This is a genomic window from Pseudonocardia nantongensis (genome assembly GCF_046546495.1).
Classification (GTDB): Bacteria; Actinomycetota; Actinomycetes; order Mycobacteriales; family Pseudonocardiaceae; genus Pseudonocardia; species Pseudonocardia nantongensis.
Genome location: NZ_JBKGXT010000006.1, coordinates 144634 through 159403, shown reverse-complemented (window position 1 = coordinate 159403; position 14770 = coordinate 144634). Strand labels below are relative to the sequence as shown.

The following is a 14770-nucleotide window of genomic DNA, read 5'->3' as shown; positions in this document are numbered from 1 at the left end:
CTACCGTCGGCGGGCGTGAACGGGGTCTATACCGCGGACCAGGTCCGCGCCGCCGAGGGCGCGATGCAGGCGACCGTCGCCGACGGGGTCCTGATGCGCCGCGCCGCCGCCGGGCTGGCGGCGCACGTCCGGGGTTTCCTCGGCGCCGGCTACGGACGCCGGGTGGTGCTGCTGGTCGGCGCAGGGGACAACGGCGGCGACGTCCTCTGGGCCGGGGCCGGGCTGCGCCGGCGCGGCGCGCACGTCACGGCGCTGCTGCTCGTCCCGGACCGCGCGCACCCGGCCGGCCTGGCCGCCCTGCGGGCGGCCCGCGGCCGCGTGCTGCCCGTCACCGACGACACCCTCGACGACGCGCGTGCGCGGGTCGCCGACGCCGATGTCGTGGTCGACGGCATCGTCGGGATCTCCGGGCGACCCGGGCTGCGCGACCCCGCCCCGGCGCTGGTCGCCGCCGCCGACGACGCCGGGGTCCCGATCGTGGCCTGCGACCTGCCGTCGGGCGTCGACACCGACACCGGTGGCACCGACGGCCCGCATGTGCGGGCCGCCCGCACCGTCACGTTCGGCACCCGCAAGGCGGTGCACGCCCTGGCCGCGCCGGTCTGCGGCCCGGTGCGGTTGGTCGACTTCGGGCTCGGCCCGTACCTGGGCGAACCGCACGCCTGGCTGCTCGACGACGCCGACGCCGGGATCCGCTGGCCGGTCCCCGGCCCGGACGACGACAAGTACTCCCAGGGCGTCGTCGGGATCGCGGCCGGCTCGGCCACCTACCCGGGCGCCGCCGTGCTCGCTGCCGGGGCGGCCGCGCTCAGCACGTCCGGGATGGTCCGGTTCGCCGGGTCGGCCGCCGACGAGGTCCGCAGGCACCGGCCGGAGATCGTCGCGACCGGTGACATCACCGACGCCGGACGCACCCAGGCCTGGGCGGTCGGGCCGGGTATCGGCACCGGCGACGGCGGCCGGTCGGTGCTGGAGGCGGTGCTCCACCGCGGGGTTCCGACCTGCGTGGACGCCGACGGCATCACCCTGCTGGCCGAGCACGCCGACCTGCGGGACCGGGTCGCCGGCGAACCGGTCGTGCTCACCCCGCACGCCGGGGAGTTCGCCCGGATCGCCGGCGAGGTGGGCACCGACCGGATCGGCGCGGCCCGCCGGGCCGCGGCCGAGCTGGGGGTGACGGTGCTGCTCAAGGGGCACGCCACCGTCGTCGCGGCGCCGGACGGGCGGGCCCTGGTCGACCCGGCCGGGGACTCCTGGGCGGCGACGGCCGGCTCCGGGGACGTGCTCACCGGCATGATCGGCGCGCTGCTCGCGGCCGGGCTGGAGCCCTGGTGGGCGGCCGGCTGCGCGACGCTGGTGCACGCCCGCGCCGCGACCCTCGCCGCGCATGCGCACGGGTCGCCGCCGGTACCGGCCCCGGCGTCGGCGCTGCAGGCCGCGCTCCCGGACGCGATCCGCGGCGTGCGCGCCGCGGCCGGGGCGGCCGGGACGCCCGCCCGCGGCGGACGCGGGACGCCGGTGGGCGGGTCCGGGATGCGATGATCGCGGCCGTGTTGCCTGCAACCGACCCCGCTCCCGGGCACGCCCTCGGCGTGCCGCGGGCCGAGGCCGTCGTCGATCTGGACGCGGTGCGGCACAACGTCACGCTGCTCGCCGACCGGGCCGCCGCATCCGGGGCCGCGACGATGATCGTGGTCAAGGCAGACGGCTACGGGCACGGGGCCGCCGGGGTCGCCCGGGCCGCGCTGGAGGCCGGGGCCGACCGGCTCGGCGTCGCCACCCTGGACGAGGCCCTCGCACTCCGGGGCGCCGGGATCACCGCGCCGCTGCTGAGCTGGCTGCACCTGCCCGACGAGGACTTCGCCGCCGCGGTCGCCGCGGACGTCGAGCTGGGCGTGTCCTCCCGCGAGCACCTGGCCGCCGTCCTGGCCGGGGCGCGGGCCGCAGGCCGACCGGCCCGGCTGCACCTCAAGGCGGACACCGGGCTGGGCCGCAACGGCTGCCCGCCCGGCGAGTGGCCGGCCCTGGTCGACGACGTCATCGCGGCCGGGGAGCTCGCCGAGCTGACCGCGGTGTGGTCGCACCTGGCCCGCGCCGACGAGCCCGGCGACCCCAGCATCGACGCGCAGGCGGCCCGGCTGCACTCCGCGGCCGCGCACGTCCGCAGCCGCGGGCACGCCCCGCTGCTGCACCTGGCCAACTCCGCGGCCACGCTGACCCGTCCGGATCTGCACCTGGACCTGGTCCGGCCGGGCATCGCCGCCTACGGCCTGGACCCGATCGCGCAACCGGCCGACAGCCCGCTGCGCCCGGCGATGACGGTGCGCGGGCGGGTCGCGCTGGTCAAGACGGTTCCGGCGGGGGAGCGCGTCTCCTACGGCCACGAGTGGACGGCGCCCGCCGAGCGGGTGCTGGCGCTGGTCCCGCTGGGCTACGCCGACGGCGTCCCGCGCCGGCTGAACAACGGCGGCCGGATGCGGGTGCGGTTCGGCGGCACCGGCACCGGGACCGGGACGGTCCGGCCGGTGGCCGGGCGGGTCTGCATGGACCAGTTCGTCGTCGACTGCGGGGCGCCGGGGGAGCTGCCGGTCACGGTCGGCGACCCGGTCGAGCTGTTCGGCACCGGCGCCGGGAACGGGCCGACGGCACGGGAGTGGGCCGACGAGCTCGGCACCATCCACTACGAGATCGTCACCGGAATCAAGGGCCGGGTGCGGCGGTCCGTGACCGGTGGGAGGAGCGGATGAGCCGCAGGGGATGGACCGTCGCCGGGGTCGCCGGTGGCCTGGTCGGCGCGGCGGGCGCCGCGGCCGGCGTCGGGGTGGCCACCCAGCGCCGCCGGATCGCCACGGCACGGCGCACCCTGGCCACCGAGATGGCCGAGCACGGCGGGGCACCTCCGGCCGGGGCGCTCGGCGAGGAGAGCTCGGTGACCGCCGACGACGGCGTCCGGATCGCCTGCGAGGAGGTCGGGCCGGCCGACGGGTCGCAGCCCGGGCTCACCGTCGTCCTGGTGCACGGGTTCGCGCTGGACCGGCGGACCTGGCAGGAGCAGCGGCCGTTCCTGGCCGGGCTGTCCGGGCCGTCGGTGCGGATGGTGCTCTACGACCAGCGCAGCCACGGCCGCTCCGAGCGGGCGCCGGCCGAGTCCTGCACGATCGAGCAGCTCGGCCGGGACCTGGCCGCGGTGATCCGCACCCTGGCCCCGGAGGGGCCACTGCTGCTGGTGGCGCACTCGATGGGCGGCATGTCGGTGATGGCCCTCGCCGAGCAGCACCCGGAGCTGTTTCACGAGCGGGTTGCCGGGGTCGCGCTGGTCGCGACGTCGGCCGGGGAGGTGGCGAGCCGCTCCGGGCTGCCCGGCACGTTCCTGTCCCGGCGCAACCCGGTGACCCGGGCCCTCGGCGGGCTCGCGGCCTGGCAGCCGACGCTCGTCGAGACCGGACGGCGCGCGCTCGGCGACGTCATCTGGGCGATCACGAAGCGGTTCGCCTACGGCGACCGGCAGGTCGACCCGCGGATGGTCGACCTCGTCGACACCATGATCGACTCGAACGCGGTGGGGGCGCTCACCGACTTCGTCGACACCCTCGGCACGCACGACCGGCTGGCCGCGCTGCCCGGACTGTCCGGCTCCGAGGTGCTGGTGCTGGCCGGGGACGCCGACCGGATCATCCCGTTCCGGCACAGCGAGGCGATCGCCGACGCGATCCCGACCGCCCGGCTGGTCCGGCTGCCCGGGGTCGGGCACATGCCGATGCTGGAGCAGCCGGAGAAGGTCGCCCACGAGCTCGGGGACCTGGTCGAACGCAGCACCGAGCGCACCCGCGGCGGCCGGTGGAAGGCTCGTGCGAAGCGCGGCACGACGAAGAACGGCACGGCGGGTAACGGCACGCCGAAGAACGGCGTGGCGGGCACCGGGGCGACCGAGGACGGCGCCGCGAAGGGCGCCGGTGCGAAGGGCGCCGACGCGAAGGGCGCCGACGAGAAGGGCGCCGACGAGAAGGGCGCCGGCACGAAAAGCGCAGACGCGAAGGGCGCCGACGAGAAGGGTGCTGTCGCGAAGGGTGCCGGCACGAAGGGTGCTGCCGCGAAGGGGACCGGCGCGAAGCGCGGCGGGACGACGAGCGACGGTGCGCGGAGCCGCGGTGCGAAGGGCCCGACCGGCCGGCTCGGCCGCGGGATGCCCGGCCCGCGGGCGCGTCGCGGCCGGAAGGGCCCGGCGTGACCCACCGGCCCCTGGTCCCGGCGTCGGGCGGCGACCCGGTGCACCGGGAGCTGCCCACGGTCGCCGACACCGAGGCGTTCGGCGCGGAGCTCGGCCGCGAGCTCGTCGCAGGGGACGTCCTGCTGCTCGCCGGGCCGCTCGGGGCGGGCAAGACCGCGCTGGTCCGCGGGCTGGCCCGCGGGCTCGAGGTGACCGGCCCCGTCGCGTCGCCGACGTTCGTGATCGCCCGCGAGCACCCGCCCGCCGGCGACGGTCCGGCCCTGGTGCACGTGGACGCCTACCGCCTCGGCGGGGCGGGGGCGGACGGCACGGCGACCGACGTCGCCGCGGAGCTCGACGACCTGGACCTGGACACCGAGCTGGACCGGGCGGTCGTCGCCGTCGAGTGGGGGAGCGGGGTGGCCGACCGGCTCGCGTCCTCCGCGGTCGAGGTCGTCCTGGAACGCCGCGACGACGAGACCCGGGTCGCCACGCTGCGCCGGGCCGGGCGCCCGTAGGCTGGCCGACCGTGCTGGTACTCGCCCTGGACACCGCGACCGCGATGGTGACCGCCGGGCTGGTCGAGCTGCCCGCCTCCGGCGCGCCGCGGGTCGTGGCGTCCCGCGCGCACGCCGATCGCCGGCACGGTGAGCTGCTCATGCCCGCCGTCCGCGCGCTCTGCGCGGAGTCCGGCCGGTCGCTGCCCGAGGTGGACGCCGTCGTCGTCGGGGCCGGGCCGGGGCCGTTCACCGGGCTGCGGGTCGGCATCGCCTCGGCCGCGGCGCTGGGCCACACCCTGGACGTGCCGGTGCACGGCGTGTGCTCGCACGACGCGATCGCGCACGCGTGGAGCGCAGGCGGAACGCGCATGGAGACTGCGTGGAGCGCAGGCGGAACGCGCATGGAGACTGCGTGGAGCGCGGGCGGAACGCGCATGGAGACCGCGTGGAGCGCAGGCGGAACGCGCATCGAGACCGCTGCGGCCGGGGTCGCCGAGCCCGGTGCCGGGCACCCGGAGGCCGGGCCGGACAACCTGCTGGTGGTCACCGACGCGCGTCGCCGCGAGGTGTACTGGGCCGCCTACGATCCGGCCGCCCGCCGGCTCACCGGGCCCACCGTGGAACCGCCCGGTGCGCTGGCCGCCCGGCTGCCGGAGCTGGCCGTCGGGACGGTCGCCGGTGACCCGGCGTTCGCCGAGCGGCTCGGCGTCGCGGTCACCGGACCCGCCGCCGCGACGCCTGCCGGCCTGGTCGGGGTGGCCGACGCCGCGCTCCGCGCCGGAGGGGAACCCGCCCCGGTCGAACCGCTCTACCTGCGCCGCCCGGACGCCGTCGAGCCGACCGGGCGCAAGCGCGTCACGGTATGAGCGCGACCGTGACGGTCGGCCCGCTCTACCGGGCCGACGCGCAGCGCTGCGCCGAACTGGAGGAGCTGCTCTTCCCCGGCGACGACCCGTGGAGCGCGCAGGCGTTCCGCGACGAGGTCTCGGCCGGGCACCTCTACCGGGCCGCCCGGGGGCCGGGGGGCGAGCTGGTCGGCTACGGCGGGCTCGCCGTCGTCGCGGGGCCGCCGCAGGCCGAGGCCGAGATCCACACCATCGGGGTCGACCCGGCCTGGCAGGGGCACGGGGTCGGCCGTGCACTGCTGGCGACGCTGCTCGAGGCCGCCGACCAGCTGCAGGCCACGGTGTTCCTGGAGGTGCGGACGGACAACGAGCCCGCCCGCACGCTCTACGAGTCCTGCGGGTTCACGGTCGTCGGGGTCCGGAAGCGCTACTACCGGCCCTCCGGTGCGGACGCGCACACCATGCGCCGTGACCCGCCCGGCACCGCTCCGGCCGGGTGATCACGCATCGGGCGCCGGGAGCGGTCACCGGTGGCCGGGATCACCGCCCGTGCGTCGATCACGCGACGTCGTCCAGCGCGGCCCGGGTGGCCTCGGCCAGCAGGTCCAGGTGCGCGGCGGTGGTCGTCAGTGGCGGGGAGTAACCGATCGCCGTCCCCAGCGGGCGGATCAGCACCCCGCGGTCGCGGGCCGCGCGGAACACCCGCTGCGGCAGGTCCGGTGTCCGGGCGAGCCGGTCCGGGTCCAGACCCAGCGCCCCCAGCACACCGACGCCGCCCCGAGCGTGGTCGAGCAGCGGGTGATCGGTGATGCCCTGCAGCCGCTCCAGCAGCTGCGACTCCAGTGCGCGCGCCCGCTCGAGGAGGCCGTCGCGTTCCAGCAGCGCGATCGTGGCCAGGCCCGCGGCGCAGGCCGCCGGGTGCCCGGCGTAGGTCTGGCCGTGCCGGAACACCCGGCCCGGCTCGTCCCAGAACGGGGCGGCGACCCGGCCGGACGCGACGATCCCGCCGAGCGGCTGGTAGCCGGCGGTGACGCCCTTCGCGAACACCGCGATGTCCGGCCGCACCCCGAACCGCTCGACCCCGAACCAGTCGCCCAGCCGGCCGAAGCCGCAGATCACGGCGTCGGCGACGAACAGCACCCCGTGCCGGCGGCAGATCTCGGCGGCGGCCTCGACGTAGCCCTCCGGTGGCGGCAGCACCCCACCGGCGCCGATCACCGGCTCGCAGAAGAACGCCGCGACCCGCTCCGGGCCGACGTCGACGATCGTCTTCTCCAGCCCGGCGGCGTCGTCCCACGGGGCCTGCACGACGTCCGGCGTGAACGGAGCGCCCAGCCGGTTTCCGGGGATGCCTGCCAGCGATGTCCCCAGGCCGTGCGTGCCGTGGTAGCTGTGCTCACGGTGCAGCAGCACGGTGCGCTGCGGCTCCCCGACGGCGGCGAAGTACTCCCGCGCGAGCTTGGCTGCGGTCTCGATCGAGTCGCCGCCGCCGCTGGTGAAGAACACCTTGCCGTCGTCCATCGGGGCCCGCGCGGCGATCTCGTCGGCCAGCGCCAGCGCCGGCTCGTTCGCGAAGTCGGTGAACGTCGAGTAGGCCTCCAGCCGGCCGAGCTGGTCGGTGATCGCGTCCACGATCTCCCGGCGGCCGTGCCCGACGTTGGCGTACCAGAGGCTCGCGGTGCCGTCGAGGTAGCGGTTCCCGGCGTCGTCGAAGACCCAGACGTCCTCGCCGCGGGTGATCGTCACCCGGCTGTCGCGGACGGAATGCATGGCGGCGAACGGGTGCCAGAACGCGGACATTCGGTGTACTCCCAGGTCGGTGTGGCAAGGGTGGGTCGGGTCAGGTCCAGTGCGCGACGGCGCGGCGCGCCAGCAGCTCGCGATACTCCCGGGTGGTGTCCGGGTGCAGCTCGCCGGTGCCCCAGTCCACGACGACGCCGTAGCGCCGGACCAGGTCGGCGGTGTCGAGCTCGCCGTCCCGGTAGCGGCGCGCGACCTCCTCGGGGTCGCTCTCGAGCCAGGAACGGCGGGCGGCCCGGATCTCCGCCCGCCGCGTCCCGGTCGTCGCGGCGTCGAGCTCGTAGCGGTCCAGCTCCGGGTCCATCGGGTGGATCACGACCCCGTAGTCGCGCTCGGCGCCGTCCACGGAGACGTAGCCGTCGACGACGTCCTCGAGCACCGCGGCCGGGTCGCGGGTCAGCGGATCGCCCAACCCGCCGCCACCCGCCGACGGCCGGGTGAAGGTGTCCCCGGGACCCACTTCGACCCCGGAGAACGTGGCTCCCAGGAAGCGGGCGTCGGCGGTGCCGCGGTTCAGCCACACCCCGTGCGGGACCGAGGGCAGACCGCCCTCGATGCCCCAGGTGACCGAGCGCGCGCGGTCGCAGCAGTAGGACATGACGGTGCCGGCGCAGTCGGTCAGGGTGCCGCCCTTCTCCAGGCCACAGCCGCCGCGGTGCAGGCCCGGACCACCGGAGTCGGGCACGATCCGGTGCTCGGTAATGATCACGGGGGAGAGCCGCTCCTGGCCCTCGACGGGTTGCACGGCCAGGCCCGGACCGAACACCGGCGAGGACGCGTTGGGCCCGTCCTTGGTCGCGCGGGCGCCCCAGCCACCGGCCATCCAGTCGTACCACATGAAGAAGGGGCGATCGGCCGTCCGCACGTCCCGGCCGCCGATCAGCAGGTACTCCAGGTTGAACGCGCACGCCATCGCCCGCTCCGGCATCACGGCCGACCACATCTCGAACAACCCGTTCATCAGCTTCTCGTAGGGTCCCGAGCAGAACCCGGTGACGGCGTAGGGCCAGCCGGCGTTCACCACCGTGCCCTCCGGTCCGATGTCACCGCGGACGACCCGGTAGAAGCCCGAGTTCAGCGGGACCTCGGGGAAGAAGGTCTTGGTCCCCGCGTAGAGCGCCGAGAACGTCGTTCCGTACCCGGAGTTGAGGAACGTCGACACCACCGGCGCGCTGCCGTTCAGGTCGTAGAACACGCCGTCGGCGTCGATCGTCATCCGGATCCGCACCGGGATCAGGCCCTCGCCGGCACCCGGGTCGGCGTCGAGATGGTCGACGGTCTCCCAGGTCCCGGTGGGCAGCTCGGCCAGCCGGGCCCGGACCAGCCGCTCGACGTAGTCCTGCACCCCGGTCATCGCCGCGACGACGGTGTCCCGGCCGTACCGCTCGACCAGCCGCAGCACCTCCCGCTCGCACACCGAGGTCGCCTCGGCCTGCGCGTTCAGGTCGCCGGTGCTGCTGTAGGGCGAGCGGGTGTTGGACACGAGCAGCTGCGTCACGTCGTCGAGCCTGCGGCCCCGGCTCCAGACCCGCACGGGGGTGATCCGCAGGCCCTCGCCGAAGTGCTCGCCCGCGTTGACGTCGAACGAGCCGGGCACGGACCCGCCGATGTCGGCCCAGTGCCCCTTGTTCTGCGCGTAACCGAGGATCTCGCCGTCGACGACGATCGGCCGGATGAAGCTGACGTCGTTGAAGTGCGTGCCGCCCCGGTAGGGGTCGTTCACGGCGAAGACGTCACCGGGGTGGATGTCGTCGCCGAACTGCTCCAGCACCGCCTTGCACTGGAAGTGCAGCGTGCCGACGTGCACCGCGATGTCGTCGCTGCCCTGCATCACGGTGTTGCCCTCGGTGTCGCAGAGCGCGGAGGAGAAGTCGCGGGCGTAGATGACGAACGAGTAGCAGGTCCGCATGATCTGCTCGCTCATCAGGTCGACCGCGGTGACGAAGGCGTTCTTGAGCACCTCGAACGTCACCGGGTCGAGCCCGGCCGGGGTCAGGGGTGCCTGCTGGGTGTCGGTCATCGGTTCCCTCCCACGATCCGGATGCGGATGTTGAGCCACTCGTCGAGCTCGGCCCGGCACCCGGGTGGCACGAGCGTGGTCGAGTCGAGCTGTTCGACGACGGCCGGGCCGTCGAACGCGTGGCCGGTCTGCAGGCCGGCCCGGTCGTACACCGCGGTGTCGACCCAGCCGGCCCCGGAGAAGTGCACCGGGCGACGACGGTCCGGTGCCGGTGCACCGCCGGCCGCCGGACGGGCCGGGAAGGACGGCTTCGGCGTCGTGCCGATCGCGGTGAGCCCCAGCTGGTAGATCTCGACGGGGGTGTCGTCCCGGCGGAACGCGTGCTCGCGCTCGTGCTGCTCGTGAAACCGCTCGACGGCCTCGTCCAGCGCACCGGGTCCGCGCCCGCAGTCGACCTGCAGCGATCGCCACTGGCCGAGGTAACGCATCGACACGGTCCGCTGCAGGACGACGTCGGCGTCCGCCACGCCCTCGGCCGTCATCCGGGCCGCGGCCTCGGACTCCAGCCCACCGAACGCGTCCTCGAAGTCGGCGATGTCGATCTCGTCGGCGCGGCCGCCGAACATCGCGGACAGGTCGTGCCGGATGTCGACGAGCAGGCAGCCCAGCGCCGAGGTGACGCCCGGGTTGGGCGGCACGATCACGGTCGGGATGCTCAGCTCGCGGGCGATGTCGGCGCCGTGCAGGCCGCCCGCGCCACCGAACGCGACGAGGGCGAACTCGCGCGGGTCCAGACCCCGGCGGATCGAGATGAGCCGGACGGCGTCGGCCATGTTGGCGTTCGCGACCTCCAGCACCGCCTCGGCCGCCCGGTCGACGCCGAGGGCGAGCGGGTCGGCGACCGTGGTGCGCAGTGCCTTCTCCGCCAGGTCGCGACGCAGCTGCTTCGCCCCGCCGGCCAGGGAGTCGCCGAGCCGTCCGAGGTACATGTTCGCGTCCGAGTTGGTGGCCAGCTCACCACCGCCGTCGTAGCAGGCCGGGCCGGGGTCGGCGCCCGCGGACTGCGGGCCGTTGCGCAGCGACCCGGCGTCGTCGATGTGCGCGATCGAGCCGCCGCCCGCGCCGATCGTCAGCACCTCGATCGACGGGAAGATGATCGGGTGGCCGTACTCGACGGACCACTCCTTGGTCATCCGCAGCGCGCCGCCGTGCACCAGCGACAGGTCGGTGCTGGTGCCGCCCATGTCCAGGCCGATCGCGTCGGCGAACCCGCACTGGGCCGCGACGTGCCGGGCGGCGATCGCGCCCGCCGCGATCCCGCTCGCGGCGAGCCGGACCGGGTAGCGCTCGACGGTGCGCGGGGTCATCGACCCGCCGCCGGAGTGCAGCAGCAACAGGTCCTCGGTGTAGCCGCCCGCGCGCAGCTCCTCGGCCAGCCGGCCGACGTAGCCGCTGACCAGCGGGGCCAGCACCGCGTTGGCGACGGTCGTGGTGAAGCGGGCGTGTTCGAAGATCTCCGGCAGGATCTCGGCGCTGGTCGAGACCGCGGCCCCGGGCAGCTCCTCCTCGAGGATCTCGCGCATCCGGATCTCGTGGGCGGGATTGGCGTAGGAGTTGACGAAGCAGACCGCCACGGTCTGCGCGCCGCGCCGGCGCAGCAGCCGGGCCAGCTCCCGCGCCGCGTCCTCGTCCAGCGGGGTCACCACCCGTCCGGCCTGGTCGATCCGCTCCGGTACCTCGAACCGGTCCCGGCGCCGGATGTAGGGCGGGGCCACGTCGGCGTAGGCGTCCCACAGGTCGTCCCGGGTGCCGTCCCGGATCTCGATCACGTCCCGGAAGCCGCGGGTGGTCACCATGGCCGCCGGTCGGAAACTGCGGGTGATCAGGGCGTTGGTCGCGACCGTCGTGCCGTGTGAGAACAGCGCCACCCGCCGCAGGTCGATCCGGCCGCGGGCAACGCCGTCGAGCACCGCGCGCATCGGATCGTCCGGTGTGGACGGGACCTTGGTGACCCGTACGTCGTGGGCGTCCTCGTCGAACACGCAGACGTCGGTGAAGGTCCCCCCGACGTCGATCGCGACCCGCTGCCTGCTCATCGGTCCTCCGTCGCCGTCCGTGCCGTGCAGTGACGGGGACCACCCTGACCGGATCCCTTCCTCGTCGTCACTGTCGGATCTACAGTTCGAAGCGTCGATCCTTGTCCGAACGCACAAGACGGGCGGTGCACGTGTCCGAGGTGGCGCCCGGCGCACTCACGCTGCGCCGCCTGGTGTCCGAGCCCGCCCTCGGCCTGAGCCCGGTGGACGGCGCGGACCTCGACGTCGTCGTGCGCGGTGCGCACTCGATCGAGATCGCGGACGCGGCCCGCTGGCTCCGGCCGGGCACCCTGATGCTGACCACCGGGCTGCGGCTGGACGCGGCCGGCCCGGACGACGGCGACTGGGCTGCGCTGGTCGCCTCGCTGGCCGCGGCCCGGATCGCCGGCGTGCTGTTCGGCGTCGGCATCGTGTTCGACGACGTGCCCGCGGGGCTGACCCGCGCGGCCCGCGTGCACGGGATCCCGGTCGTCGCGGTCGACCCCGAGGTGCCCTTCGCCCGCATCGAGGAGGCGGTGACCCGCGGCGTGCTGGCGGGCGAGACCTACCTGCTGCGCCGGACGGTGTGGTTGCAGGACGACCTGCTCGGCGCGCTGGACTCCACCGATCCGACGGAGACCCTGATGGCCCGGCTCGGGGCCCTCGTCCGCGGTTCCGCGGCCCTGCTCGACGCCGACGGGCGGACCGTCGCGGCGACCGGTGCCGGGCCGTTCCGGCTGATCGCCGACGAGGTCCGGCGGGCGGAGGGGACCCGCCCGTTCGCGGTGGGCCGTTGGGACGTGCGGCACCGCCCGCTGCGGATCGGGCCGTCCGACCACCACCTCGTGATCGCCTCGCGGGAGCCGCGGGTGCTCGACGACCTCGGCGACGACCTGCTCCGCACCGCCGCGCGGGTGCTCGTGGCCGCCAACAGCGTCAGGGTGCTCACCGCCGATCAGGAACGGGTGGAGGCCGCCCGGCTGCTCTCGACCCTGCTCGCGGGCCTGCCGCCGGCCCGGGTCCGGCAGACCTGGGAACGGTTGCGTGCCTTCGGGCTGCGTCCCGGCGAGCCGCTGCGGATGGTGCGCTGGGACGCGCCGGAACCCTCCCGCCCGGGTAGCGGCCACCGGGCCGCCACCGCCACCGACGAGCCGGTCCGGTTGCTGATACTCGAGGATTCCGAGCGGGCCGGCGCCGGGATCAGCGCGACCGCCCTGGTCGCCGACGACGCCGCCGGGTGCCGGTGGCTGGAGTCCGCGGCGGCGACCGGTGCGGTCGGGACCGGCGGTCCGTTCACCGACCTGACCGCGTGCCCGGAGCAGGGTGCGGAGGCCGGCACGGCGTACCGGCTCGCCCGCCGCCGGAACGGCCGGGGCGGCCTCGTCCGGCTGGACGAGATCGACTACGCGACCTGGCTGTCCGCGAGCCGGGACGGCGACCCGCGGGCGACCGACCGGTTCGAGCGGCAGTTCGGCGAGCTCGCCCGGTCACCGGACCTGCTCGCGACGGTCGCGGCCTACCTGGCGAGCGACCAGGACGTCGCCACGGCCGCCCGGCAACTGGTGGTGCACCCGAACACGGTGCGGTACCGGCTGCGGAAGGTGGAGGCGGTGCTCGGGACGCCGATCGCGGCCACGTCCACCGTCGCCAACCTCTACCTGGCGTTCCGGGACGAGATCGAGCACCGACGGCCGTGAGTGGCAGGGCTCAGGTCGTCGCCGACAGGTAGGACAGCAACCCCAGCTCGTCGGAGGTCAGCTGCAGCTCGCGCATCGGGAGCAGGCCGGCGAGCTGCTCGACGGTGCGGGCGCTGGCGATCGGGGCGGTCACCGCCGGCTGCGCGGCGAGCCAGGCCAGCGCGACGGCCGGCACCGGCACCTCGTGACCGGCGGCGATCTCGTCCAGCCCGGCCAGCACCGCGCGGCCCCGCGAGTCCAGGTACGCCGAGGCTCCCTCGGCGCGCGGCGAGTCCGGGGCGGGGGAGTCGGCGCGGTACTTGCCGGTGAGGAAGCCCTTGGCCAGCCCGTAGTACGGATACAGGGCCAGGCTCGCCGACTCCGCGAGCGGGACGTGGGCGGTCTCGACGTCGTCGCGCTCCATCAGGTTGTAGTGCGGCTGGACCGCGGTGAAGGCGGCCAGGCCGTCCCGTGCCGAGATCTCGAGCGCCGAGCGCAGCCGGGCGGTGGAGAAGTTCGACGCGCCGATCTCCCGGACCAGGCCCTCCCGGACGAGGGCGTCGAACGCGTCCAGGGTCTCCTCCTGGGCGGTGTCCGGGTCGTCGCGGTGGGCGTAGTAGAGGTCGATCCGGTCGGTGCCCAACCGGCGCAGCGAGTCCCGCGCGGCCGCGGCGACGTTCCCGCCGCCCAGGCCGGCCCGCCCGGGCAGCCCGCCCACCTTGGTGGCCAGATGCAGGGAGTCCCGGTTGCCGCGGGCCGCCATCCACTCGCCCAGGACCGCCTCGGACTCGCCACCGGAGTTGCCCGGCGCGCGGTGCATGTAGGAGTCCGCGGTGTCGATCATCGTCCCGCCGGCCTCGACGAAGGCGTCGAGCACCGCGAACGAGGTGTCGCGGTCCGCCGTCCAGCCGAAGACGTTCGCGCCGAGTACCAGGTCAGCCACGGCGGGGACGCTACCCCCGCCGCGACGGCTGCAGCTCAGGCCGGGTCCAGGCCCGGCCGACCGGGCCGCCGGACCCGGCACGCCGGTACAGCCGCATGCCCTGGCCGGTCGGACGCCGGGCGGCCGGCAGCGGCACCTCGGGACGCCGGCAACGGTGCACCATCCCCGGCCGCGCCGCGGCCGTGGGTATCCACATGTCCCGAGGGGCACCCTCGCCTCTACCCGGGCCCCGAAGATGCCCCCGGGCCCCGAGGGCCCCCCTGGGGCGGCGGGCAGGGTCGGACAGGCCGGTGCCGAGGGGTTCGCGCCCGGGTGTGTGGGTAGGCCACGGTGTGCATCCCGCCGCGCTGCCCAGTTCGATCCTGCTGTGGGACGCCGCCGAGGTGGCGGAGCCCCCTGCGCGGCCCTGCTGCCTGCGGACGACGGCGGCGGGGGACCGGGCGGTCGTCTACCGGACGGGGCCGGGAGGCGGTGTCGTGGCGCTGGCCGATGCCGTCACCGAGGCCCGGGCGCGGGTGGAGGGCGGCTGGTGGGCGCCGTTCGTCGTGCACCGGCTGGCGGTCCCGCTGCCGCGGGCGGACCTGCTCGCCGACGACCTGCTCGCACCGGTCTTCCGGCACCTGCGCGGCCGGCGCCGGCTGCCGGCGGACGCGGCCGGGCGGCTGCTCGACCTGGCCGCGCCCGGCGACGGGACGGTGCGGCCGGGCACGCCGCCCGGCTCACCGCCACCCGGGTGACGGAGCCGGTTGAGCCCCCGCCCGGCT

12 protein-coding genes are annotated in these 14770 nt (G+C 75.7%); 8 read left to right on the top strand and 4 right to left on the bottom strand.

What is annotated here, in order from left to right:
• The first annotated feature begins 15 nt into the window (after positions 1-15).
• Genes ACLFMI_RS08680 through rimI form a run of 6 tightly spaced genes read left to right on the top strand, consistent with a single transcriptional unit; the run spans position 16 to position 6052 of the window.
• Complete coding sequence (locus ACLFMI_RS08680; RefSeq protein ID WP_410947237.1) at positions 16-1542, top strand: NAD(P)H-hydrate dehydratase; 1527 nt, start codon at positions 16-18, stop codon at positions 1540-1542.
• Positions 1539-2747 (top strand): alanine racemase, encoded by a 1209-nt coding sequence (alr, locus tag ACLFMI_RS08675; protein WP_410947236.1) that lies wholly within the window; start codon positions 1539-1541, stop codon positions 2745-2747. The genes ACLFMI_RS08680 and alr overlap by 4 nt, the downstream gene beginning before the upstream one ends.
• Positions 2744-4228 (top strand): alpha/beta fold hydrolase, encoded by a 1485-nt coding sequence (locus ACLFMI_RS08670; protein WP_410947235.1) that lies wholly within the window; start codon positions 2744-2746, stop codon positions 4226-4228. The genes alr and ACLFMI_RS08670 overlap by 4 nt, the downstream gene beginning before the upstream one ends.
• Complete coding sequence (tsaE, locus tag ACLFMI_RS08665; protein WP_410947234.1) at positions 4225-4725, top strand: tRNA (adenosine(37)-N6)-threonylcarbamoyltransferase complex ATPase subunit type 1 TsaE; 501 nt, start codon at positions 4225-4227, stop codon at positions 4723-4725. The genes ACLFMI_RS08670 and tsaE overlap by 4 nt, the downstream gene beginning before the upstream one ends.
• An 11-nt stretch (positions 4726-4736) precedes the next feature.
• Complete coding sequence (gene tsaB / locus ACLFMI_RS08660) at positions 4737-5573, top strand: tRNA (adenosine(37)-N6)-threonylcarbamoyltransferase complex dimerization subunit type 1 TsaB (protein WP_410947233.1); 837 nt, start codon at positions 4737-4739, stop codon at positions 5571-5573.
• Positions 5570-6052, top strand: a complete 483-nt coding sequence (gene rimI / locus ACLFMI_RS08655) for a ribosomal protein S18-alanine N-acetyltransferase (RefSeq protein WP_410947232.1) — start codon at positions 5570-5572, stop codon at positions 6050-6052. The genes tsaB and rimI overlap by 4 nt, the downstream gene beginning before the upstream one ends.
• Before the next feature lie 58 nt (positions 6053-6110).
• On the opposite strand, the gene ACLFMI_RS08650 is transcribed toward rimI, so the two are convergent.
• From ACLFMI_RS08650 to ACLFMI_RS08640, 3 genes are read right to left on the bottom strand one after another with little or no spacing between them, the layout of a single operon-like run.
• A complete protein-coding gene (locus ACLFMI_RS08650) occupies positions 6111-7352 on the bottom strand; it encodes an aminotransferase family protein (protein WP_410947231.1) in 1242 nt (413 codons plus the stop codon).
• Positions 7353-7392: 40 nt separating this feature from the next.
• The gene (locus ACLFMI_RS08645; RefSeq protein ID WP_410947230.1) at positions 7393-9372 is read right to left on the bottom strand and encodes a hydantoinase B/oxoprolinase family protein; all 1980 of its coding nucleotides are present in this window, start codon (positions 9370-9372) and stop codon (positions 7393-7395) included.
• Positions 9369-11408, bottom strand: coding sequence for a hydantoinase/oxoprolinase family protein (locus ACLFMI_RS08640; protein WP_410947229.1), 2040 nt, complete (start codon positions 11406-11408; stop codon positions 9369-9371). The genes ACLFMI_RS08645 and ACLFMI_RS08640 overlap by 4 nt, the downstream gene beginning before the upstream one ends.
• A gap of 125 nt (positions 11409-11533) precedes the next feature.
• Between ACLFMI_RS08640 and ACLFMI_RS08635 the strand changes: the two genes are divergently transcribed.
• Positions 11534-13084 (top strand): helix-turn-helix domain-containing protein, encoded by a 1551-nt coding sequence (locus tag ACLFMI_RS08635; protein ID WP_410947228.1) that lies wholly within the window; start codon positions 11534-11536, stop codon positions 13082-13084.
• 10 nt (positions 13085-13094) lie between these two features.
• Here the strand turns inward: ACLFMI_RS08635 and ACLFMI_RS08630 are convergent, their stop codons facing one another.
• Positions 13095-14006, bottom strand: a complete 912-nt coding sequence (locus ACLFMI_RS08630) for an aldo/keto reductase (protein WP_410947227.1) — start codon at positions 14004-14006, stop codon at positions 13095-13097.
• A 332-nt stretch (positions 14007-14338) separates the two neighbouring features.
• Between ACLFMI_RS08630 and ACLFMI_RS08625 the strand changes: the two genes are divergently transcribed.
• Positions 14339-14743 carry a hypothetical protein gene (locus ACLFMI_RS08625; protein ID WP_410947226.1) on the top strand — a complete coding sequence of 135 codons (405 nt, stop codon included), beginning with the start codon at positions 14339-14341 and terminating at the stop codon, positions 14741-14743.
• Positions 14744-14770: the final 27 nt, after the last annotated feature.

Bases quoted from the DNA above. Each gene is read 5' to 3' on its own strand.
- ACLFMI_RS08670 (WP_410947235.1), top strand. From the start codon at position 2,744: ATGAGCCGCAGGGGATGGACCGTCGCCGGGGTCGCCGGTGGCCTGGTC.
- ACLFMI_RS08640 (WP_410947229.1), bottom strand. From the start codon at position 11,408: ATGAGCAGGCAGCGGGTCGCGATCGACGTCGGGGGGACCTTCACCGAC.
- alr (WP_410947236.1), top strand. From the start codon at position 1,539: ATGATCGCGGCCGTGTTGCCTGCAACCGACCCCGCTCCCGGGCACGCC.
- rimI (WP_410947232.1), top strand. From the start codon at position 5,570: ATGAGCGCGACCGTGACGGTCGGCCCGCTCTACCGGGCCGACGCGCAG.
- ACLFMI_RS08650 (WP_410947231.1), bottom strand. From the start codon at position 7,352: ATGTCCGCGTTCTGGCACCCGTTCGCCGCCATGCATTCCGTCCGCGAC.
- ACLFMI_RS08645 (WP_410947230.1), bottom strand. From the start codon at position 9,372: ATGACCGACACCCAGCAGGCACCCCTGACCCCGGCCGGGCTCGACCCG.